The organism is Ventosimonas gracilis (genome assembly GCF_001580025.1).
Classification (GTDB): domain Bacteria; phylum Pseudomonadota; class Gammaproteobacteria; order Pseudomonadales; family Pseudomonadaceae; genus Ventosimonas; species Ventosimonas gracilis.
Map to the genome: position 1 here is coordinate 1 of NZ_LSZO01000108.1, position 15,623 is coordinate 15,623.

Sequence of the window (15,623 nt, forward strand, 5' to 3'; positions counted from 1 at the left end):
ATGATCGTGAGCACGACCATCGGATTGCCGTTTACATTTCATGCCTATATTATATATAAAAATGACTTTACTTTGTGAAAACTTAGTATCCGTTAAAAAGTTCTTCCAGAGTTTGATACTCTGGGTAGGTAATCAGCACGGCTTTGTGCTTGCCGTGAAAAATAAACAGGTTCCCGGCCGCTACCGCGGATGCGCCCGCATCCACGGCTTGCAAGAAATGCCGCAAGTCACCTGCGCCACCCGATGCAACGACGGGAATATTGACTGCCTTAGACACTTTAGCAATTAGGTCTACATCATAGCCACGGCCCGTACCTTCGCGATCAATCGATGTCACGACTAATTCACCTGCACCAGCATCCATTGCCATTTTTGCATAGTCTACCGGATTTAATCCGGTATTGGTTCGCCCTGACTGGCTGTACACATGGCATTTCCCCACTATATTGCGTTTGACGTCCATTGCGACGACAATACTTTGCGAACCCGCAATTGCACTGGCTTGACGTACAATATCCAGATTTTGGGTCGCCGCCGTATTGATAATGGCCTTTTCCACACCAAGTTTGAACAGCTTTTCAATATCATGGATGCTGTTCAATCCTCCGCCATACGCAAATGGCATGAATGCCTCGGAGGCAATGTCGGCCAACAAATCATAATTCGGTTTGCGGCCTTCAATACTGGCCGTAATATCAAGAAACACCAACTCATCCACTTCTTTGGTATTAAATATCTTGACGGCATTGATGGGGTCGCCCACGTATTTGTGGTGCGCAAATTTTTCCCCTTTAACCAGCCCTGTATTACGCAGCAGCAGCATGGGAATGACACGTGTCTTCAGCATAGACTGCCTATAAAATTGTTGAATACCGTCATACCAAACCGATGACTCTTCTCGGGGTGAAACTGCACGGCAAATATGTTTTCGTGGCGGACGGCACATGCAAACTCGTAGCCGTATTCACAGGTCGCCGCCACATGTTCCGCCGCATCACACACGACATGATATGTGTGCACGAAATAAAACCGGGCATCGTCTTCCAGACCCGAAAACATCGGCTGATGTCCGGCCAAAGTCACCTGATTCCACCCCATATGGGGTATCTTGAGTTGATTGTATGAGAATGCATCTCCGGCAAATCGACGTACCGTCCCTGGCAGCAGACCTAGACCAGATCGCGCACCTTCTTCGCTGGACTGGAACAATACGTGCATGCCCAAGCAAATGCCCATGAAAGGTACAGCATCATCCCGCACACGCTGGACCAATACATCCACCAACTTCAGCGCGTGGAGTCGGTCCATCGCATGATCAAACGCACCCACCCCAGGCAGTATCACTGCGGCTGCCTTTTCAATGTCCAAGGGATTGGAAGAGATACACACAGGCAACGTCGTCTGCGTATTGACGCGTCGGATCATGTTCATGATGGATGCGGCATTGCCCATTCCATAGTCCACAATCACAAGCATTTTATTTCCTTTGCACAGGTTGCTGGCAATACCGCCAAGACAGTCCAAGATAAAGCATATACATCAGGGCATATCCCCCACTATAGTACAGCAGGGCGTTTCGATAGGAATCAAAGATCAGCAGAGTCAGCATCGTCATGGTGAATAAACCCACTTGCCATACTAGATCGATATTCTGTTTTTGTACGACATAAAACGTATAGCTCAATGGACTGGCCATGAAACCCAGTGCATATCTGGGTATGAGCCACGTGGCCATGATGCCTGCCAATGCCCATTGCTGACCAAACACCAAGGAAAAAACTTTCTCGGCAAACGGAATGACGAATGCCACCATTGCCAGCGACAGTCCCAGCAACACCCAAAACGTGCGCTGATAAATGGAACGACAATGGCCTAAGGCACGAAATTCCTCGTTGGCAGCACGTTTAAATACGTCACGCACGGCCCCGCCCAACAGGGCGACGGGGGCTCCCATCATGCGCGTTGCCAGCGCATAATAGCCTGCGATTTCCGCACCAAACCGGCTACCGATCAGGATAACAGGCATCTGTGCCGCCGCAGTATTGATCAAATCCGCAGGTAGTGCTAGAAGCGGAAATCGACGATATTTTTTCCAATAATGTCCCATCAGGCGCAACATGACTGAACTGTTGACGGCAGACATTGCGCTGCGCAATGGCATCATGGTCACGCAGAGCAGTACGCTGAACCACACGGCCAGCGTTTGCGCAGCAGCCAAGGAAGCGGCATCAGGGTAGAAGACGCCAGCCGCGATCTGCATGAGCATAATGAAACATGCTTGACAAATCCGAATGATGGACAGCTTTTTGATGTCCCCATTGTTGGCCGCCCATGATTCCCAGACAAGAGATAACGCCATCCCCACGCTTTGCGGAATCAACAACCACAGCAGGATTGCCGGAATTTGATTCGACAGTGTCCCAATGCCCCATGCCAGAACAGCCAACAGCATGGACAAGACGCCACCTGTCAGCAATACCATCGCCACCGTCACGGCGACTAATTCCGTGCGCGTCTTGCCATCGGCTTCCAGCCCAAATGCCGATTCCAGCCGATATGTAATGCCTACCGTCACAATCTGAGAAATCCCCAGCCAGGTCGCAAACACGCCAAAGCTGTCAGGCGCGTAAATTCTGGCAATAATCAGGGATCCCAGCAGAAGAATGGCTTGCGCAATCGCCGTGCCGCTAAAGACACCAACAATCTTTTTCCAGTAAGAGGAATGCGTCATACTTTATCGCACGGATGTTCTATGGCGCGTTATTTCGGGTAGAAACCCAATCGACGCAGCAGCCCAACGGTTTTGCGCACGCCCAGCATGACATTTTGCGCATTGGCATAGTCCCTGAACGTTCGCGGAGATTGACGCATGAACGCTTGGAATGCCGCGTCGCTTAAACCAAATTTTTTCAGCACAAAGTCATAATCCTGCGCGAAAATGTCTTCGGGGTACGCGGGACTTTTTATTTCGATCAGGGCATCGTCGCGCGTCATTTGCCCGGAACGGATCAAATCACTTAAGTGTCCATATCTCTTGTCTATGCCGAATTTGACAGGCAATATGTACCCTTGAATGAAGCGCGTATAAATTGACTCGTAGTGCTTGCCGCCATAGTATTGCCAGCCAAGTTTTTCTTTGAGCAAGGCCATCGCCTTTGGCTTGTGATAATCCACATAATTCAAAATGGAAATGGAACGGATGCCGCGCAGATTCCACCACACCAGATCTGCGATGGTGTAATGCGGAAAGCTCTTGAGCGGTGCCGTGCCAAATTTTTTCTGTATGCCTCTGATGTAACGCCAATCCCAATGGCCGTAGGCCCAATCCTGCACGAAGGTTGATTCGGTGGCAAAGTTCATGCCAGAAATAATGTGCTTGATCCCATGACGCTGGGCTTGCCGCCATAAGACTGCGGTCACCGCATGATCCGTGGGGATTTCCAGGTCTGGCGTTGAGGCTTTGAGAAAGGAGAGTTGCAAGTCACGGAACTCTTCCCAATCCAGCACTTCGGTATATAAATCAATATCCAGTTTTTTTAGGGTAATCTCAATGTTTTTGACCGAAAGCTCTGAATTCCATCCGTTGTCCACGTGTACCGCCAGCGGCCGCAAACCCAATTGCTTGACCAAGCAGGCGACATACGTACTGTCCACGCCGCCGCTGATACCAATCAGGCAATCATAGTCTTTACCTGCACCATGTTTTTTGATGGCGTCGACCAATCGGTCCAATGCATCTTTTCCCGCCTGACCTTTCAAGACGCGCAGCGGCAGCAACGCATCGTAGCGTTGACAATGATTGCAAACTCCACTGACGTCAAAGCGGATTTTTGGATCCGCTGCAACGCTCATAATGCAGCGTACGCAGGTTTGATTGGGTGAATGGTAATGATTAGTCATGTTCATGCTTAAAGTTTAGTCTCAGGAGTCAAGCGCAACGGTTTTGTAGAATTTCCGGATGTCCTCTGACAGGACTTCATCCGGTGTTTTCCAGTTTAGCGTTTGCCGGGGTCTGCCGTTCATCAAGCGTGCAATATCGTTGATTACGGTTTGACTGACTTTAGACAGGTCGACCCCCTTGGGCAGGAAGGAATCGAAGCCCTTTCATCCACCCTTGATTTTTGGAAGGTTTCAATCGATAGACTATCAGGCCGGATTCGACCGGTTGCCGAGTATCCAAATGGTTTGCGTAAACCCCAAGCAGTAAAACATCGTTGATCGAGGTATGACGCAATAGGCTTCTGGCTTCTTTGAGGATGCGGCTTTCATGCGTGAACGCGCTGGGGTAGATGTGGATGTTGCGCATAATCTGACGTTTGGATTGCGGCTTATGGTTGGTTGGGTGGCCGTACGCAGCAGGGCAGCGCCGATGTAGCTGGTTGCGCCGGTGATGACGAGTTTCATGGCTGGCCTTGTTGCCGCGCAGCAAGGATGCGCAGATAGCGGGCCGCCAGCAGCGGGTAGCTGTGCTCTTGCTGGACATATTGGAACCCGCGTTCTCCCATGGCTTGGCGTTCGGTGGCGGGCAGCGACGCGAGTGCGGCCAGCGCATCGGCGATTTGCGGGCCATTGCCTGGCGCTACGCTGTAGCCGCAACCGTGGTCGCGCACAGGATCATTGCCGGCTTCGATGGCGAAGACCACGGGCAATCGCGCCAACATGTAATCAAATAGTTTGTTCGGGCTGACGCCAAAGCGAAACAGCGGCTCTGGACGCAAGGAGATGTAGCCGGCATCCGCATGTCGCAGCAAGGTGAACACGCCTTCTTTGGGAGTCTGCGGGTAGAAGGCGACGCGATCTTGCAACTGCGCTTCGTGTACCAGGGCTTGCAAACGCTGCGTTTCTTCGCCCTTGCCGACAATGACAGCAACGATTCGGTCGTCGCCGCGCGCGCGCAAGACGGCCAATGCGTTCACCAGCGACGAGACATGATTGGGGACGCCTAGCGCGCCTGCGTAGACGACGACGCACTTGCCTTGCGCGCGCCATTGCTGCGCCTGAACGCAGGCGGGGCTGGGGCAATCGGGCAGCAATGCCGCCGTGGCGCTCGCCCCGTTGGGGATATAGTGCCAGCGCGCGGGATCCAGGCCGCGGGCTTGCATATACGCTTGTGTATTGGGTAGTAGCGACACCACGGCATCGGCACGGCGATAGGCATAGCGCTCCAGGCGGTCGGTTAGCCGAACGAGCGGATGCTTCGGGCTGACGCCCGCCAGTTCGATCAAACTCAGCGGCCAGAGATCGCGAACCTCAAAAACAGACAGCGCGCCGAAACGGCGTGCCAGCCGGTGTGTCGCTGGGAACGCGTACGGATGGGGCGAGGAGCCGATAATCATGTCTGGCGTGCCGTAACGACGCGCCAGCGCGGCGGCATGATGCAGCAACTGAAGCGGCAAGGCGGCCATGTTGACTACTCGTCCCAAACCATTTCCCGAATAGGACGGCGTTGCCAGAAACTCATAGGGAACACCGCCAACCTCGTGCGCGCCCTTGAGACGGTTCGGTACGTCGAGCAGGTGATGAAACGCAGCGGTGATGACCACGACACGCGCGCCGGCGGCTTGCCATGCCCGTCCAAGCTCAAACGGGCGATAAGTGCGGCCGACGCCTGGGCCGGCGGCATAAGGGTGTACGTACCAAAGGGTGGGGGCGGACATGGATGCGACCAGATTAGGAGGATTAGGAGGGATCGTCACGGCCCGCATCCAAGCAGACGGCGGACAACAGCACGGTCAGCGCGCAGACGATCAGGGTATTAGCAGGCAATGGCATGAATGAATCCTTCGGGGAATGGGGTGGCGGCAGGCGTGTTGCCATCAGAGGTCGCGCTGCAGCGTTTCGACGATGCGGCGCGCCGCCTGACCATCGCCATAAGGCTGCACGGTCTGTCTGGGTGCGGACAGCGCCTCGTTCAGGGCTTGTTCGACGCTGGCGCCGACACGCGCATCGACCAGGCGGTTCCAACCGGCGTCTACCAGTTCACCCCACTCGGTTTCATCGCGCAGCGTAACGCATGGTATCTGATGGAAGAACGCTTCTTTTTGCACACCGCCCGAGTCGGTGGCAATCAGCGCGGCATACTTTTCCAGTTGAACCATGTCGAGGTAGCCAACGGGATCGATCAGTCTGAGATTGGCGCGCGCCTTATCGATCAGGCCGAGACGGTCCAGGATTTGACGGGTGCGTGGGTGCAGCGGCCACACCACCGGGCGCTGCCGGGCGATGGTGCACAGGGCGTCCATGATGGTGGCGAGACGGACCGGGTCGTCGGTATTCTCGGCGCGATGAATGGTCGCCAAAACATAACTACCGGGCGCGAGGCTACACCGCTGCAGAGCGCCACCCGTGTCCGACACGCGTGCGCCATGATGCAGTGCGACGTCATACATGACGTCGCCGACCTGGATGATCCGCGCCGTCGGCACGCCTTCATGACGCAAATTCTGGCTGGCGGTGACCGTGGGCGTGAACAGCCATGCGGAAATGCGATCGGTCAGGATACGGTTGATTTCCTCCGGCATGCGCATGTTGAACGAACGCAGTCCGGCTTCCACGTGCGCGACGGGCAGGTGCAGCTTGGCGGCGGCCAGTGCGCCCGCCAGGGTGGAATTGGTATCGCCGTAAACCAACACGGCATCAGGTTGTTCTTGCAGCATGACGCTTTCCAGGGCGATCAGCATCCGGCCGGTCATGTCGCCGTGACCGCCGCTATGGATCTTCAGGTTGTGCCGCGGCGGGGTCATGCCCAATTCTTTGAAGAACACGTCCGACATATTGACGTCGAAGTGCTGGCCCGTGTGGACGACGATTTCTTTCAGTCCGGCGCAGGCGGCGATCTTGGCGGAAACCACACTCGCTTTGATGAATTGCGGGCGGGCACCCAGGACGGTTAATATTTTTTTGAATTCTTTCATACTACAAGATTGAAAGGAACGCATGCGACACGCTCTGGAATTCTACTCTATACAGGGCGCGATTCATACAGACAAAATGGCATCATTCAACCGTTCAACAATGCGGGCCTGCTGTTTTTCATCCAGATAAGGATGCATCGGCAGACTCAACACCTGGCTCGCCAGTTTTTCCGATATGCTCAAATCCGCACCCACGCCATATGGACGATACGCGGGCTGTTGGTGAATGGGGCAAGGGTAGTGCACGGCGGTGGGAATGCCTGCGGCGGTCAGTTTGGCAATGACCTTGTCCCGCGCGGGTACCTGCACGGTACATTGCGCCCAGACGCTGCTGCGGTCGGGACGTACGGTCATGGGTGTGGCCTGTCCGCTGGAAAACGCAGGGCTTGTCGCCAGCAACTCCAGATAGCGCACGCCGATACGGATGCGCTGTTCGATTTCCCATGCAAACCCTTCCAGTTTGGCCAGCACGATGGCGCATTGCAGCGTGTCCATGCGCCCGCCCACCCCGATGCGGGTATGGTGGTAGCGTTTGGACTGGCCATGGACACGGATCTCGCGGCAAACCTGCGCGAGTGCGTCATCATTCGTAAAGATGGCACCGCCGTCGCCGTAACATCCCAACGGTTTGCTGGGGAAAAAGCTGGTGCAGCCCAGCGTGGAAAGGTTGCAGCTTTTGCGGCCTTGGTAGGTTGCGCCAAAGCTTTGCGCCGCGTCCTCGACGACGGGTAGCCCGTGTTGTTCCGCAACGGCCTGGATTGCATCCATGTCTGCGGTCTGGCCGTAGAGCGATACGGGCATGATGGCGCGGGTTTTAGGCGTGATCACCGCTTTGATCAAGTCCGCGTTGATGTTGCCGGTATCCGGTTCAACGTCCACCAGAACGGGCGTCGCTCCCAGCAAGGCCACGACCTCGGCCGTGGCGACAAAGGTGAAGGACGGCGTAATGACCTCGTCTCCGGCCTTGACGCCCAGCGCCATCAGGGAAATGAGCAACGCCTCGGTTCCCGAAGACACGGTCATGCAGTGCTTGACGCCTGTGTAACTGGCCAGCGCGGTTTCCAGCTCCTGGACTTCCGGACCCATGATGTATTGGCCGTGATCCAGCACCGCTTGTATGCGGCGATCCATGCTGGATTTGATCTCGGCATATTGGGTTTTCAGATCGATGAATTGCATAGGCTGAACCGGTGGTTTTAAAAGTCTATGCGCTCTGGCAGCGCTGCTGCCCACGACGCATGAAATGGGTTGCGTGGTCATTCCGGGCGGCAAATGCCATTTTCCAACACATAGCGCTCGCCCGTTTTCGGACACGTCGCCGTGCCACTGCCCTGGATGGGCAAGGACAATGTTTCTCCGTGTCGGCTCATCCAGCCGATTTGGCGCGCAGGCACACCGACCATCACGGCAAAGTCTGGTACGTCACGGTTGACGACCGCGCCCGCGCCCACGAACGCATATTGCCCGATGGTGACGCCGCACACGATCGTGCAATTCGCACCCAGGCTTGCCCCGTGTTTGACCAGGGTAGGGCGATATTCGCTTTTGCGCACAACGGCGGCGCGTGGATTATGGACGTTGGTAAACACCATGCTGGGGCCGCAAAACACATCGTCTTCCAGACGCACCGCGTCATAAATAGAGACGTTGTTTTGAATTTTGACGTTGTTGCCGATGACGACGTCATTGGCCACGAATACGTTTTGGCCCAGCGAACAATTGCGGCCAATCCGGGCACCGCCGCAGACGTGCACCCAGTGCCAGATGCGGCTGCCTGCGCCAATGCTGGCACCTGCGTCCACGATGGCGGTGGGATGTTGATCATGCGTCATGGGGAATCAACCTGTCCGTGTCGCAAGCAGCGGATGGCCTTCGCCGTTGCGCGCGGGCTGTGTCGCCATGGTGCGCAGCGCCTCGACGGTTTCCACGCAATGGCGCGCATCCTCAATGCCGTAGCCTTGACCGGCCAGAATGGCTTGATAGCTGACGGTGTGCAAATCCGTAAAGCCTGCGGAAAATTCCATTTCCGTGCCGTTGCACGTGATGGACCGAAACGTCGTTTGTTTGCCTTGGACGGACGCGGGCAAGTCCTGTGCGTCAATGGACAGAAACCAGCGCACCCGGGCATGTTCGTACTCCAGATACCCCGCGGCCTTTTGTTCGTCGCTATAGTGCAGAACGCTGCGCTGCAAGCGGCCAAAAACGAAATGCAGCATGTCGAAAAAATGCACGCCAATATTGCTGGCGACCCCAAAGGATTTGCGCGGGTCGCCTTTCCAACTTTGCGCATACCACTTGCCGCGGCTGGTGATATAAGTCAGTTCCACCTCGTGTTTATGGTCTGGTCGCTCTGCCTGCACCTGCTGCTTCAAGGCGAGGATGGCGGGGTGGTGCCGCAACTGCAGGATGTTCCACAGCCGTTTGCCGGTCTCGCGTTCAACCAGGGCCAAATCGTCCAGCAAAGCGGCGCTGGGTACCAGAGGTTTTTCACAAATGACGTCACAGCCCAAGCGCAAACCCGCCGTGATGTGCGGGTGGTGCAGGTGATTGGGCGAGCAGATCGAGACGATGTCCAGCGCGCGCTCGGGCTGGCGTTTCAAGCGCCAGGCATAGTCGTAAAAACACTCGAATTCCGTGAAAAATTCACTGTGCGGCGACAAACTGTCGATAATGCCCACGGAATCATTGATGTCGTAGGCGCAGACCAGCGTGTTGCCGGTGTCTTTGATGGCGCGCATGTGGCGTGGCGCAATGTAGCCGGCAGCGCCGATCAGGGCAAATCGCTTCATGGTATGGGTTTACGCTTTGATGATTTTCGTGGACGGGTCGCGAAATTTACCGCGCGTATCGATGATCAACTGGGCATGGCTCAACAGCAGATCGTAATCGAAACGGTCGTGATCGGTGGCCAGCACGACAGCATCAAACACGCGTACATTCTCTTCGGTCAGCGGTTCGCTGGACAAGTTGAAATGGTGCTCGCGCATTTTGGGAAACATCGGAACGTGCGGGTCGCTATACGCGATGCTCGCGCCTTTGGCCTGGATCAACTCCATGATTTCGACCGCGGGCGATTCGCGCATGTCATCCACATTTTTTTTGTAGGCAATGCCCAACATCAAAATGCGGCTTCCCTTCAGCGCCTTGCCTTGCTGGTTCAGGCCATCCATCAGTTTTCCCAGCACATATTCCGGCATGGCGCGATTGACTTCGCCGGCAAGCTCAATAAAGCGCGTATGCAGCCCGTATTCGCGCGCTTTCCAAGTCAGGTAGAAAGGATCGATCGGAATGCAATGGCCGCCCAAGCCCGGTCCCGGGTAATACGGGGTGAAACCGAAGGGTTTGGTCGCGGCGGCCTCAATCACCTCGAAAATATCAATGCCCATCCGGTCGGCGACGATTTTCATTTCGTTGACCAAACCGATGTTCACGGCGCGATGGATGTTTTCCAGCAGTTTCGTCAATTCCGCGGCGCGGGTGGAACTGACGGGGATGACGCGGTCGATGACTTGTCCGTATAAGGCCAAACCGACTTCCAGGCACGCCGGGGTGCAGCCGCCACAGACTTTGGGAATGGTGCGCGTGGAAAAATCGGGATTGCCCGGATCCTCGCGTTCGGGGGAAAACACGAGAAATACGTGTTCGCCCACGGTCAGACCCCGCGCTTCAATCCGTGGTCGCAGCTCTTCGTCGGTCGTGCCCGGATACGTGGTGCTTTCCAAGGATACGACCTGTCCTGCGTGCAGGTGCGGTGCCAGCGATTCAATCGTCGCAATGACGAAACTTAAATCCGGCTCGCGATATTTATTCAGTGGCGTGGGCACGCACAATACCAGCGCATCGACCTCGCTGGCGCGGCCGAAGTCGGTCGTGGCGATAAACCCTTGCTTACGGGCTTGGGCGATGGACTGCGCGGGAATGTGCTCAATCAGGCTTTCGCCGGCATTCAGGCGCGCCACCTTGTCCGCGTCTACGTCAAACCCCACCACACGGTAGCCGACTTCGATATAGCGCAACATCAAGGGCAAACCGACGTAACCCAACCCAACGACGCCAATGACGGCGGTTTTTTGGTTCAGGCGGTTCAGCAATGTGGGTTTGATACGATTATTTTCTACAGAAGTTTGCATAGATTACGCGAGCTGTGGGATGTGTTGTGTTCTGGTAGATCGAATAAGAGTACAGCATGCAGCCAGATGTTGTCTGGCGGTGTCGGGTGCAATGGCGCATGACGCGATCTGGCCACCGCAGACAACGCCGCATAGTATCGCTTTTTGGAAGCGGATTAATGCGGGAATTACGGCGTAGACAGAATCAATTAGGCTTTTCGCGGATTAGTGCGGGTCGTTTACGGTGTAAAAAACTGCGTTAGCATTTGAAAATAAAATGGTTTTTTTGATTTTTTGTGTTGGGCTTTGCATCCAGTTCCAGATAGGGATTGGCATGAAAATTTGCCGCCGATTGCGTGACTTGTTTTTTTTCCGGCTTCTTTGCACGCGCTGCGTTCAAGCAAGCTGCGGACGGTTCAAACGTCCGGGTCGTGAGGTTGCGACGCCAAAAAAAACGGCAGTGTGTTCGCACTGCGGGCATCGCTGCCGCAGCCGCTACGATCAGCGCTCGCATCGGGCGCGCGATCTGCGCGTGGCGGGGTGGTGCCCGTACATGGAATTTGATCGCTGGCGCGTGCAATGCCCGAGGTGGCCGTGATGGACATGTGGTGCGCCTTTCGCAATTCGGTCGCTTGCCACGCCCCGCAGACGGCGATTGTGTTCGACAAATTCCACATCATCCGCCACTTGTCTGCAGCGCTAGACCAAGTGCGCCACAACGAGTACAAGGGGGGTATTACCCTTTGGTGCGGGGCGCGAATCCGGTTTTCTCTACCATCGCGCCAAAGCCAGTTTATGGCCGCTGGCCGTGATGTGCTTGGCGTTGCCGGTATCCGTACACCCGCCGGTCATTTGCTTCCCAGCGCTGCTTTATTAGGGCTGGCGGTCAATCTGACGGCGGCGAGTTTCAAAAAATATTTGTAGGGCGATTTATTGCTTGGCGTTGCCTTCAATAGGCCACACTGGATAAGTCGGCAACCTGCAGGGCGCGCTCCATGCGAACGGTGGAGTGCACCAGCGCTGCCAGTTTTTCTCTGACGAAGGGTTTGAAGCCGGCCGCGTGGGATACGTCATGAAAGACGGTTTCCATCAACGCGCAGTCCACCGTGGTGCTGGCGTACAGCGTAGGAACTGGCTGGCCTGCATCATTGCCAATCGGACTGAAGCGTGCGTTGCCGCGCTGGCCGGGGTTGAACTGGTCAGCCCGATAGCGCTGAAGGTGGACGCGGTGCAGCACCTGCCCTTTGCCGATGGTGGTCAGCGTGACGTGCAATTTGGCAGGCGGCGCGGGCGTGGCATCACCCTGCCTAATCCATGCGCAATCTCCTGAATCTCGTCTTGTGCCGCCGCCATTACCCGCTCGGGGTTTGAGGCCAGCAGGTCTTGTGGACGTTTGCCGCCCAGAAAACTGCTCACCCCCAAAAACCAATACGCCATGCCCCAGCCGTCCTTGTGTCCGGCAAACACCTTGATGATGTCGGACAGCGCCTTGAGCGGACGAAAGTTGGCGTGACTGTCCAGCCCATAGCCGGGAAAGTAGTCAACGCCGTTGTGGTGGATGGCAAAAATCAGCCCCTGCTTTTTCCATTTGTTCGGTTGGGCGCTGGGATTGCGCGTGCTGAACCCCGCCAGTTGCGCGATGTCGGCGGCGCTCAGCCAGTCACCACTTTCCAGCACCGCGCGGCGCGCGCGTACCAACATGGCGGCTTCCTTGAGCAGGCGAGGCGATGGCGGCGCGTGTGGCACCAGTACCTGCGCCAGCTCGACGCGCTGGAACGGCTGGTTCAGCACAGCCAAGCCAACACGCCGGTTGCCACTGGTGAACGCGACCACTTCGACTATCCCCGCCTGCTGACCGATTTGGTGCAGGTGCGTATCGGCATTCAAACCTATCTCACGCCATCACGCGCCCAGTCGCGCGATTTGACCGAACTGTCCGGCGATTACCGCCGCGAACAGGTGCTGCCGAACGGGGTACAGCAGCGGTGTTATGGGGTGATGTGCGCGTTGCGCTGCCGGACTGGTTCACCGCCCGTTTTCCGGCGCGTTATGTCTGCGCGCGGCTGTTCGACGGCCTACGCTCGCCTCGCACCGCTCTGCTCGGGCAACTGCTCTCGTGCTGCACCAGCGTCAAGGCGGTGCGCCTGTTCCTGACCTGGGCGCGGGAAACGGAAGTGGTGGATGTCGATGCGCTGCTGGCGCAATATTCTGTGCGCACCGGCAGCGACAAACGCTGGATGAGCCACCTTGCCGACGGCACCTTGTTGAGCTTGAAACCGCATGGGATAGCCACTACGCCGATACAAGCGCTGGATGCTGCACTGCTGGCAACGAATCCGCATGACTGATGCGCTGAAAAAGCGGCTGACGCAGTTTCCCATTATTGCTTGCTGTGGCATGACCCGTCATGTACAGGTAAAGGCTTTGCAAAAAGAGGCAAGGGTGAAAAAGCAAGGGAACGGAATCAAGGGGAAAGGCTCTATCTTGGAAAAGGCAAAAGGCGCATGGCTTGCCAGTTTTTCGGTTGTTGGCATGCTCCCGCTGTTCCAGCGCAAAAAGCTGCAACCACCCGCAGCAGAACCCACTTCCGAGCCAGAACTCCCCAAAGGCTGGCTGCGTCCAGAACCTGCTGAAACCTTGCTGGCAACCCCGCGTCGGCAAAAACTGCTGGAACACATCTGGCAACGCACATCGCTGTCGCGCCAGCAATTCAACACGCTGCATCTGATTCCCCTGCAACGCTACGCCGAACTGGTACAGCAATTCCCCGCCTCGGAAAGCCACCACCACGCCTATCCTGGCGGCATGCTCGACCGCGGACTGGAAATCGTCACCTACGCCCTGAAACTGCGCCAGTCACACCTGCTGCCTGCTGGCGCAAGCCCAGAAGACCAGGCGGCGCAGTCCGAGGTCTGGACAGCCGCCACTGCCTACGCCGCGCTGCTGCACGACATCGGCAAGATTGCCGTGGACATTCACGTTGAATTGATGGATGACTCAATCTGGCACCCGTGGCACGGCACGCTGCAATAGCCCTACCGATTTCGTTACCGCGAGGGCAGGGAATGCCGCCTGCACAGCGCAGCTACAGGATTGCTTTATCACCAACTGCTTGACCGCCATATTCTGGACTGGCTCTGCGGATACCCTTGTGTTATTGATGGGCAAACACAGTCTATACAGAATCCATGTGAGAATTTTTTGTGCGTGCCGTGCTGCACACAGGTCTGTCTGTCGTTATAGCCTGTGCAATTAAGTCGCGGAACCAACAGTGCGCCGCATCAGCGTCACGACGTTTATGCCAGACCAGTTGAAAATCAAAAGACTTGATTTCTACTGGCGGCGTAAAAATTTTGATCCGCCGGTCATGGCCAATGCCTTCAAGGCTGCGCCGCGCTACGGTCAGTATCAGGTCAGTACCGGAAATCAACTCATTGGCAACACCCCAGTGCGGCAAAGTGACCGCGATGCGTCGTTTCAAACCTTGAAAACTCAGTGCTTGGTCAATCTCATTATCCGCACCTGAGCGCATGGCAACCAGAACGTGCGGGCGAGCCAACCAGTTTTCCAGATCAAGTATGCTATTCTCAGGCAAGCTCTTTGCATCCGCCAAGCAAGCGAAGTTCTCCATAAATAGGGTGTGCATGCGTAGCTCATCTGCTATTTGGCCTGGAAACACGCCGAGCGCCATATCAACTTCCCCGTCGAGTACGTCAGCCAGCATGGCTTCACGGCTGGCCTGGGTCACGTTGAGAGCGATTGCGGGCGCACGGTTCCTGAGCTTGCGAACCAGATCGGGCAGGAGTATGCGCGCTCCATAGTCTGACATCGCCAACCGGAACAGCCGCTGTGTGCGAGCAGGGTCGAACTGTGGGGGATCCAGCAACGCATCAAGTTGCCCGAGTATATCGGTCAATGTCGGCAGTAACGCCGCCGCGCGCGGGGTCAGCTCGAACCTGCCTGAACGACGGGTCAGCAGCGGGTCATCCAGTATTCGCCGCAGATGCGCCAGCGCATGACTGACCGCAGGTTGGCTTTTGTGCAAGCGCCGCGCGGCGCGAGAAACGTGCTTTTCCAGCAACAAGGCGTGCAACGCCAATAACAAGTTGAGATCAATTCGCCTTAGATTATTCATTGTACGAATATTCTATGGTGAAAATAAGAATTTTTCATTCTATTTTTTGATAGATAAAGTAAGTCTTCCAGACCATCATGTTGGAGCACACCATGCCTTCCTCTTTCCCGTTCTCCACCGTACTTTTCGCCCTTGCGGCCTTGATTGCTGGAGCGCTGGTGCCGTTTCAGGCGGGCAGCAATGCAGCGCTGGGGCGTGCCTTGGGACATCCGCTGTGGGCGACGGTCGCCTCACTTCTGGTCAGTCTGTTGGTTGTGCTGCCAGTGATTTTTGCCATGCGCGTTCCCATGCCCAGCCTCGGGCAAACACCGCAATTGCCTTGGTGGGCATGGTTGGGCGGTGTAGCCGGCGTGGTCTATATCACTGCTGCCTTGTTGTGTTGTCAACAAATAGACTTGTCCGGTTTTAAAGCAAATGAACTGTCCGGTTTTGCCTTGCGGTTTCAGGCGGCGTAGGGCGTAGCCC

The 15,623-nt window shown here is 56.1% G+C and carries 15 protein-coding genes and 5 pseudogenes; 6 read left to right on the top strand and 14 right to left on the bottom strand.

The genetic code is table 11. The annotated features are described in order from the left end of the window. Positions 1 to 82: 82 nt before the first annotated feature. The 11 genes from AXE65_RS04670 to AXE65_RS13805 form a co-directional block, all read right to left on the bottom strand. Positions 83 to 847 (bottom strand): AglZ/HisF2 family acetamidino modification protein, encoded by a 765-nt coding sequence (locus tag AXE65_RS04670; RefSeq protein ID WP_068388774.1) that lies wholly within the window; start codon positions 845 to 847, stop codon positions 83 to 85. Beyond that, the gene (hisH, locus tag AXE65_RS04675; RefSeq protein WP_068388777.1) at positions 841 to 1,476 is read right to left on the bottom strand and encodes an imidazole glycerol phosphate synthase subunit HisH; all 636 of its coding nucleotides are present in this window, start codon (positions 1,474 to 1,476) and stop codon (positions 841 to 843) included. The genes AXE65_RS04670 and hisH overlap by 7 nt, the downstream gene beginning before the upstream one ends. Position 1,477: 1 nt before the next feature. Next, positions 1,478 to 2,731 (bottom strand): lipopolysaccharide biosynthesis protein, encoded by a 1,254-nt coding sequence (locus AXE65_RS04680; protein WP_068388780.1) that lies wholly within the window; start codon positions 2,729 to 2,731, stop codon positions 1,478 to 1,480. A 29-nt stretch (positions 2,732 to 2,760) separates the two neighbouring features. Beyond that, on the bottom strand, positions 2,761 to 3,900 hold the full coding sequence (locus AXE65_RS04685) for an N-acetyl sugar amidotransferase (protein ID WP_068388783.1): 1,140 nt from the start codon (positions 3,898 to 3,900) through the stop codon (positions 2,761 to 2,763). A gap of 500 nt (positions 3,901 to 4,400) precedes the next feature. Next, the gene (locus AXE65_RS04690; protein WP_068388786.1) at positions 4,401 to 5,657 is read right to left on the bottom strand and encodes a glycosyltransferase family 4 protein; all 1,257 of its coding nucleotides are present in this window, start codon (positions 5,655 to 5,657) and stop codon (positions 4,401 to 4,403) included. A 159-nt stretch (positions 5,658 to 5,816) separates the two neighbouring features. Continuing rightward, on the bottom strand, positions 5,817 to 6,914 hold the full coding sequence (gene wecB / locus AXE65_RS04695; protein ID WP_068388789.1) for a non-hydrolyzing UDP-N-acetylglucosamine 2-epimerase: 1,098 nt from the start codon (positions 6,912 to 6,914) through the stop codon (positions 5,817 to 5,819). Between the two features lie 63 nt (positions 6,915 to 6,977). After that, the gene (locus tag AXE65_RS04700; RefSeq protein ID WP_068388814.1) at positions 6,978 to 8,093 is read right to left on the bottom strand and encodes a DegT/DnrJ/EryC1/StrS family aminotransferase; all 1,116 of its coding nucleotides are present in this window, start codon (positions 8,091 to 8,093) and stop codon (positions 6,978 to 6,980) included. Between the two features lie 77 nt (positions 8,094 to 8,170). Further along, positions 8,171 to 8,746: an acyltransferase gene (locus AXE65_RS04705; protein ID WP_068388790.1), complete on the bottom strand. Its 576-nt coding sequence runs from the start codon at positions 8,744 to 8,746 to the stop codon at positions 8,171 to 8,173. A gap of 6 nt (positions 8,747 to 8,752) precedes the next feature. Continuing rightward, positions 8,753 to 9,703 (bottom strand): Gfo/Idh/MocA family protein, encoded by a 951-nt coding sequence (locus AXE65_RS04710; protein WP_068388793.1) that lies wholly within the window; start codon positions 9,701 to 9,703, stop codon positions 8,753 to 8,755. A gap of 9 nt (positions 9,704 to 9,712) precedes the next feature. Continuing rightward, the gene (locus AXE65_RS04715) at positions 9,713 to 11,044 is read right to left on the bottom strand and encodes a nucleotide sugar dehydrogenase (RefSeq protein WP_068388796.1); all 1,332 of its coding nucleotides are present in this window, start codon (positions 11,042 to 11,044) and stop codon (positions 9,713 to 9,715) included. 238 nt (positions 11,045 to 11,282) lie between these two features. After that, positions 11,283 to 11,537 (bottom strand): hypothetical protein, encoded by a 255-nt coding sequence (locus AXE65_RS13805; protein WP_160330594.1) that lies wholly within the window; start codon positions 11,535 to 11,537, stop codon positions 11,283 to 11,285. A gap of 89 nt (positions 11,538 to 11,626) precedes the next feature. Here AXE65_RS13805 and AXE65_RS14495 point away from each other — a divergent pair. Both AXE65_RS14495 and AXE65_RS13275 read left to right on the top strand, forming a co-directional pair. Then, positions 11,627 to 11,692, top strand: a pseudogene (locus AXE65_RS14495) (hypothetical protein); the annotation flags it as partial. Positions 11,693 to 11,750: 58 nt separating this feature from the next. After that, positions 11,751 to 11,947, top strand: a pseudogene (locus AXE65_RS13275) (IncC plasmid conjugative DNA transfer DtrJ family protein); the annotation flags it as partial. 25 nt (positions 11,948 to 11,972) lie between these two features. On the opposite strand, the gene AXE65_RS04730 reads toward AXE65_RS13275, so the two are convergent. Both AXE65_RS04730 and AXE65_RS04735 read right to left on the bottom strand, forming a co-directional pair. Continuing rightward, positions 11,973 to 12,296 (bottom strand): RES family NAD+ phosphorylase, encoded by a 324-nt coding sequence (locus tag AXE65_RS04730; protein ID WP_068388805.1) that lies wholly within the window; start codon positions 12,294 to 12,296, stop codon positions 11,973 to 11,975. Further along, the gene (locus tag AXE65_RS04735; protein ID WP_239685031.1) at positions 12,281 to 12,856 is read right to left on the bottom strand and encodes a hypothetical protein; all 576 of its coding nucleotides are present in this window, start codon (positions 12,854 to 12,856) and stop codon (positions 12,281 to 12,283) included. Before AXE65_RS04735 ends, AXE65_RS04730 begins: the two co-directional genes overlap by 16 nt. On the opposite strand from AXE65_RS04735, the pseudogene AXE65_RS14500 reads away from it, so the two are divergent. The 3 pseudogenes from AXE65_RS14500 to AXE65_RS04745 form a co-directional block, all read left to right on the top strand. Then, a pseudogene (locus AXE65_RS14500) lies at positions 12,803 to 12,916 on the top strand (RAQPRD family integrative conjugative element protein); the annotation flags it as partial. The gene AXE65_RS04735 and the pseudogene AXE65_RS14500 overlap by 54 nt on opposite strands. A gap of 92 nt (positions 12,917 to 13,008) precedes the next feature. After that, a pseudogene (locus tag AXE65_RS04740) lies at positions 13,009 to 13,308 on the top strand (type IV toxin-antitoxin system AbiEi family antitoxin domain-containing protein); the annotation flags it as partial. Between the two features lie 247 nt (positions 13,309 to 13,555). After that, positions 13,556 to 14,173: pseudogene (locus AXE65_RS04745) on the top strand (TraI domain-containing protein); the annotation flags it as partial. 25 nt (positions 14,174 to 14,198) lie between these two features. Here AXE65_RS04745 and AXE65_RS04750 read toward each other — a convergent pair. Beyond that, a complete protein-coding gene (locus AXE65_RS04750; RefSeq protein WP_068388811.1) occupies positions 14,199 to 15,158 on the bottom strand; it encodes a LysR family transcriptional regulator in 960 nt (319 codons plus the stop codon). A 92-nt stretch (positions 15,159 to 15,250) separates the two neighbouring features. Between AXE65_RS04750 and AXE65_RS04755 the strand changes: the two genes are divergently transcribed. Beyond that, positions 15,251 to 15,613, top strand: coding sequence for a DMT family transporter (locus tag AXE65_RS04755; RefSeq protein ID WP_079214049.1), 363 nt, complete (start codon positions 15,251 to 15,253; stop codon positions 15,611 to 15,613). Positions 15,614 to 15,623: the final 10 nt, after the last annotated feature.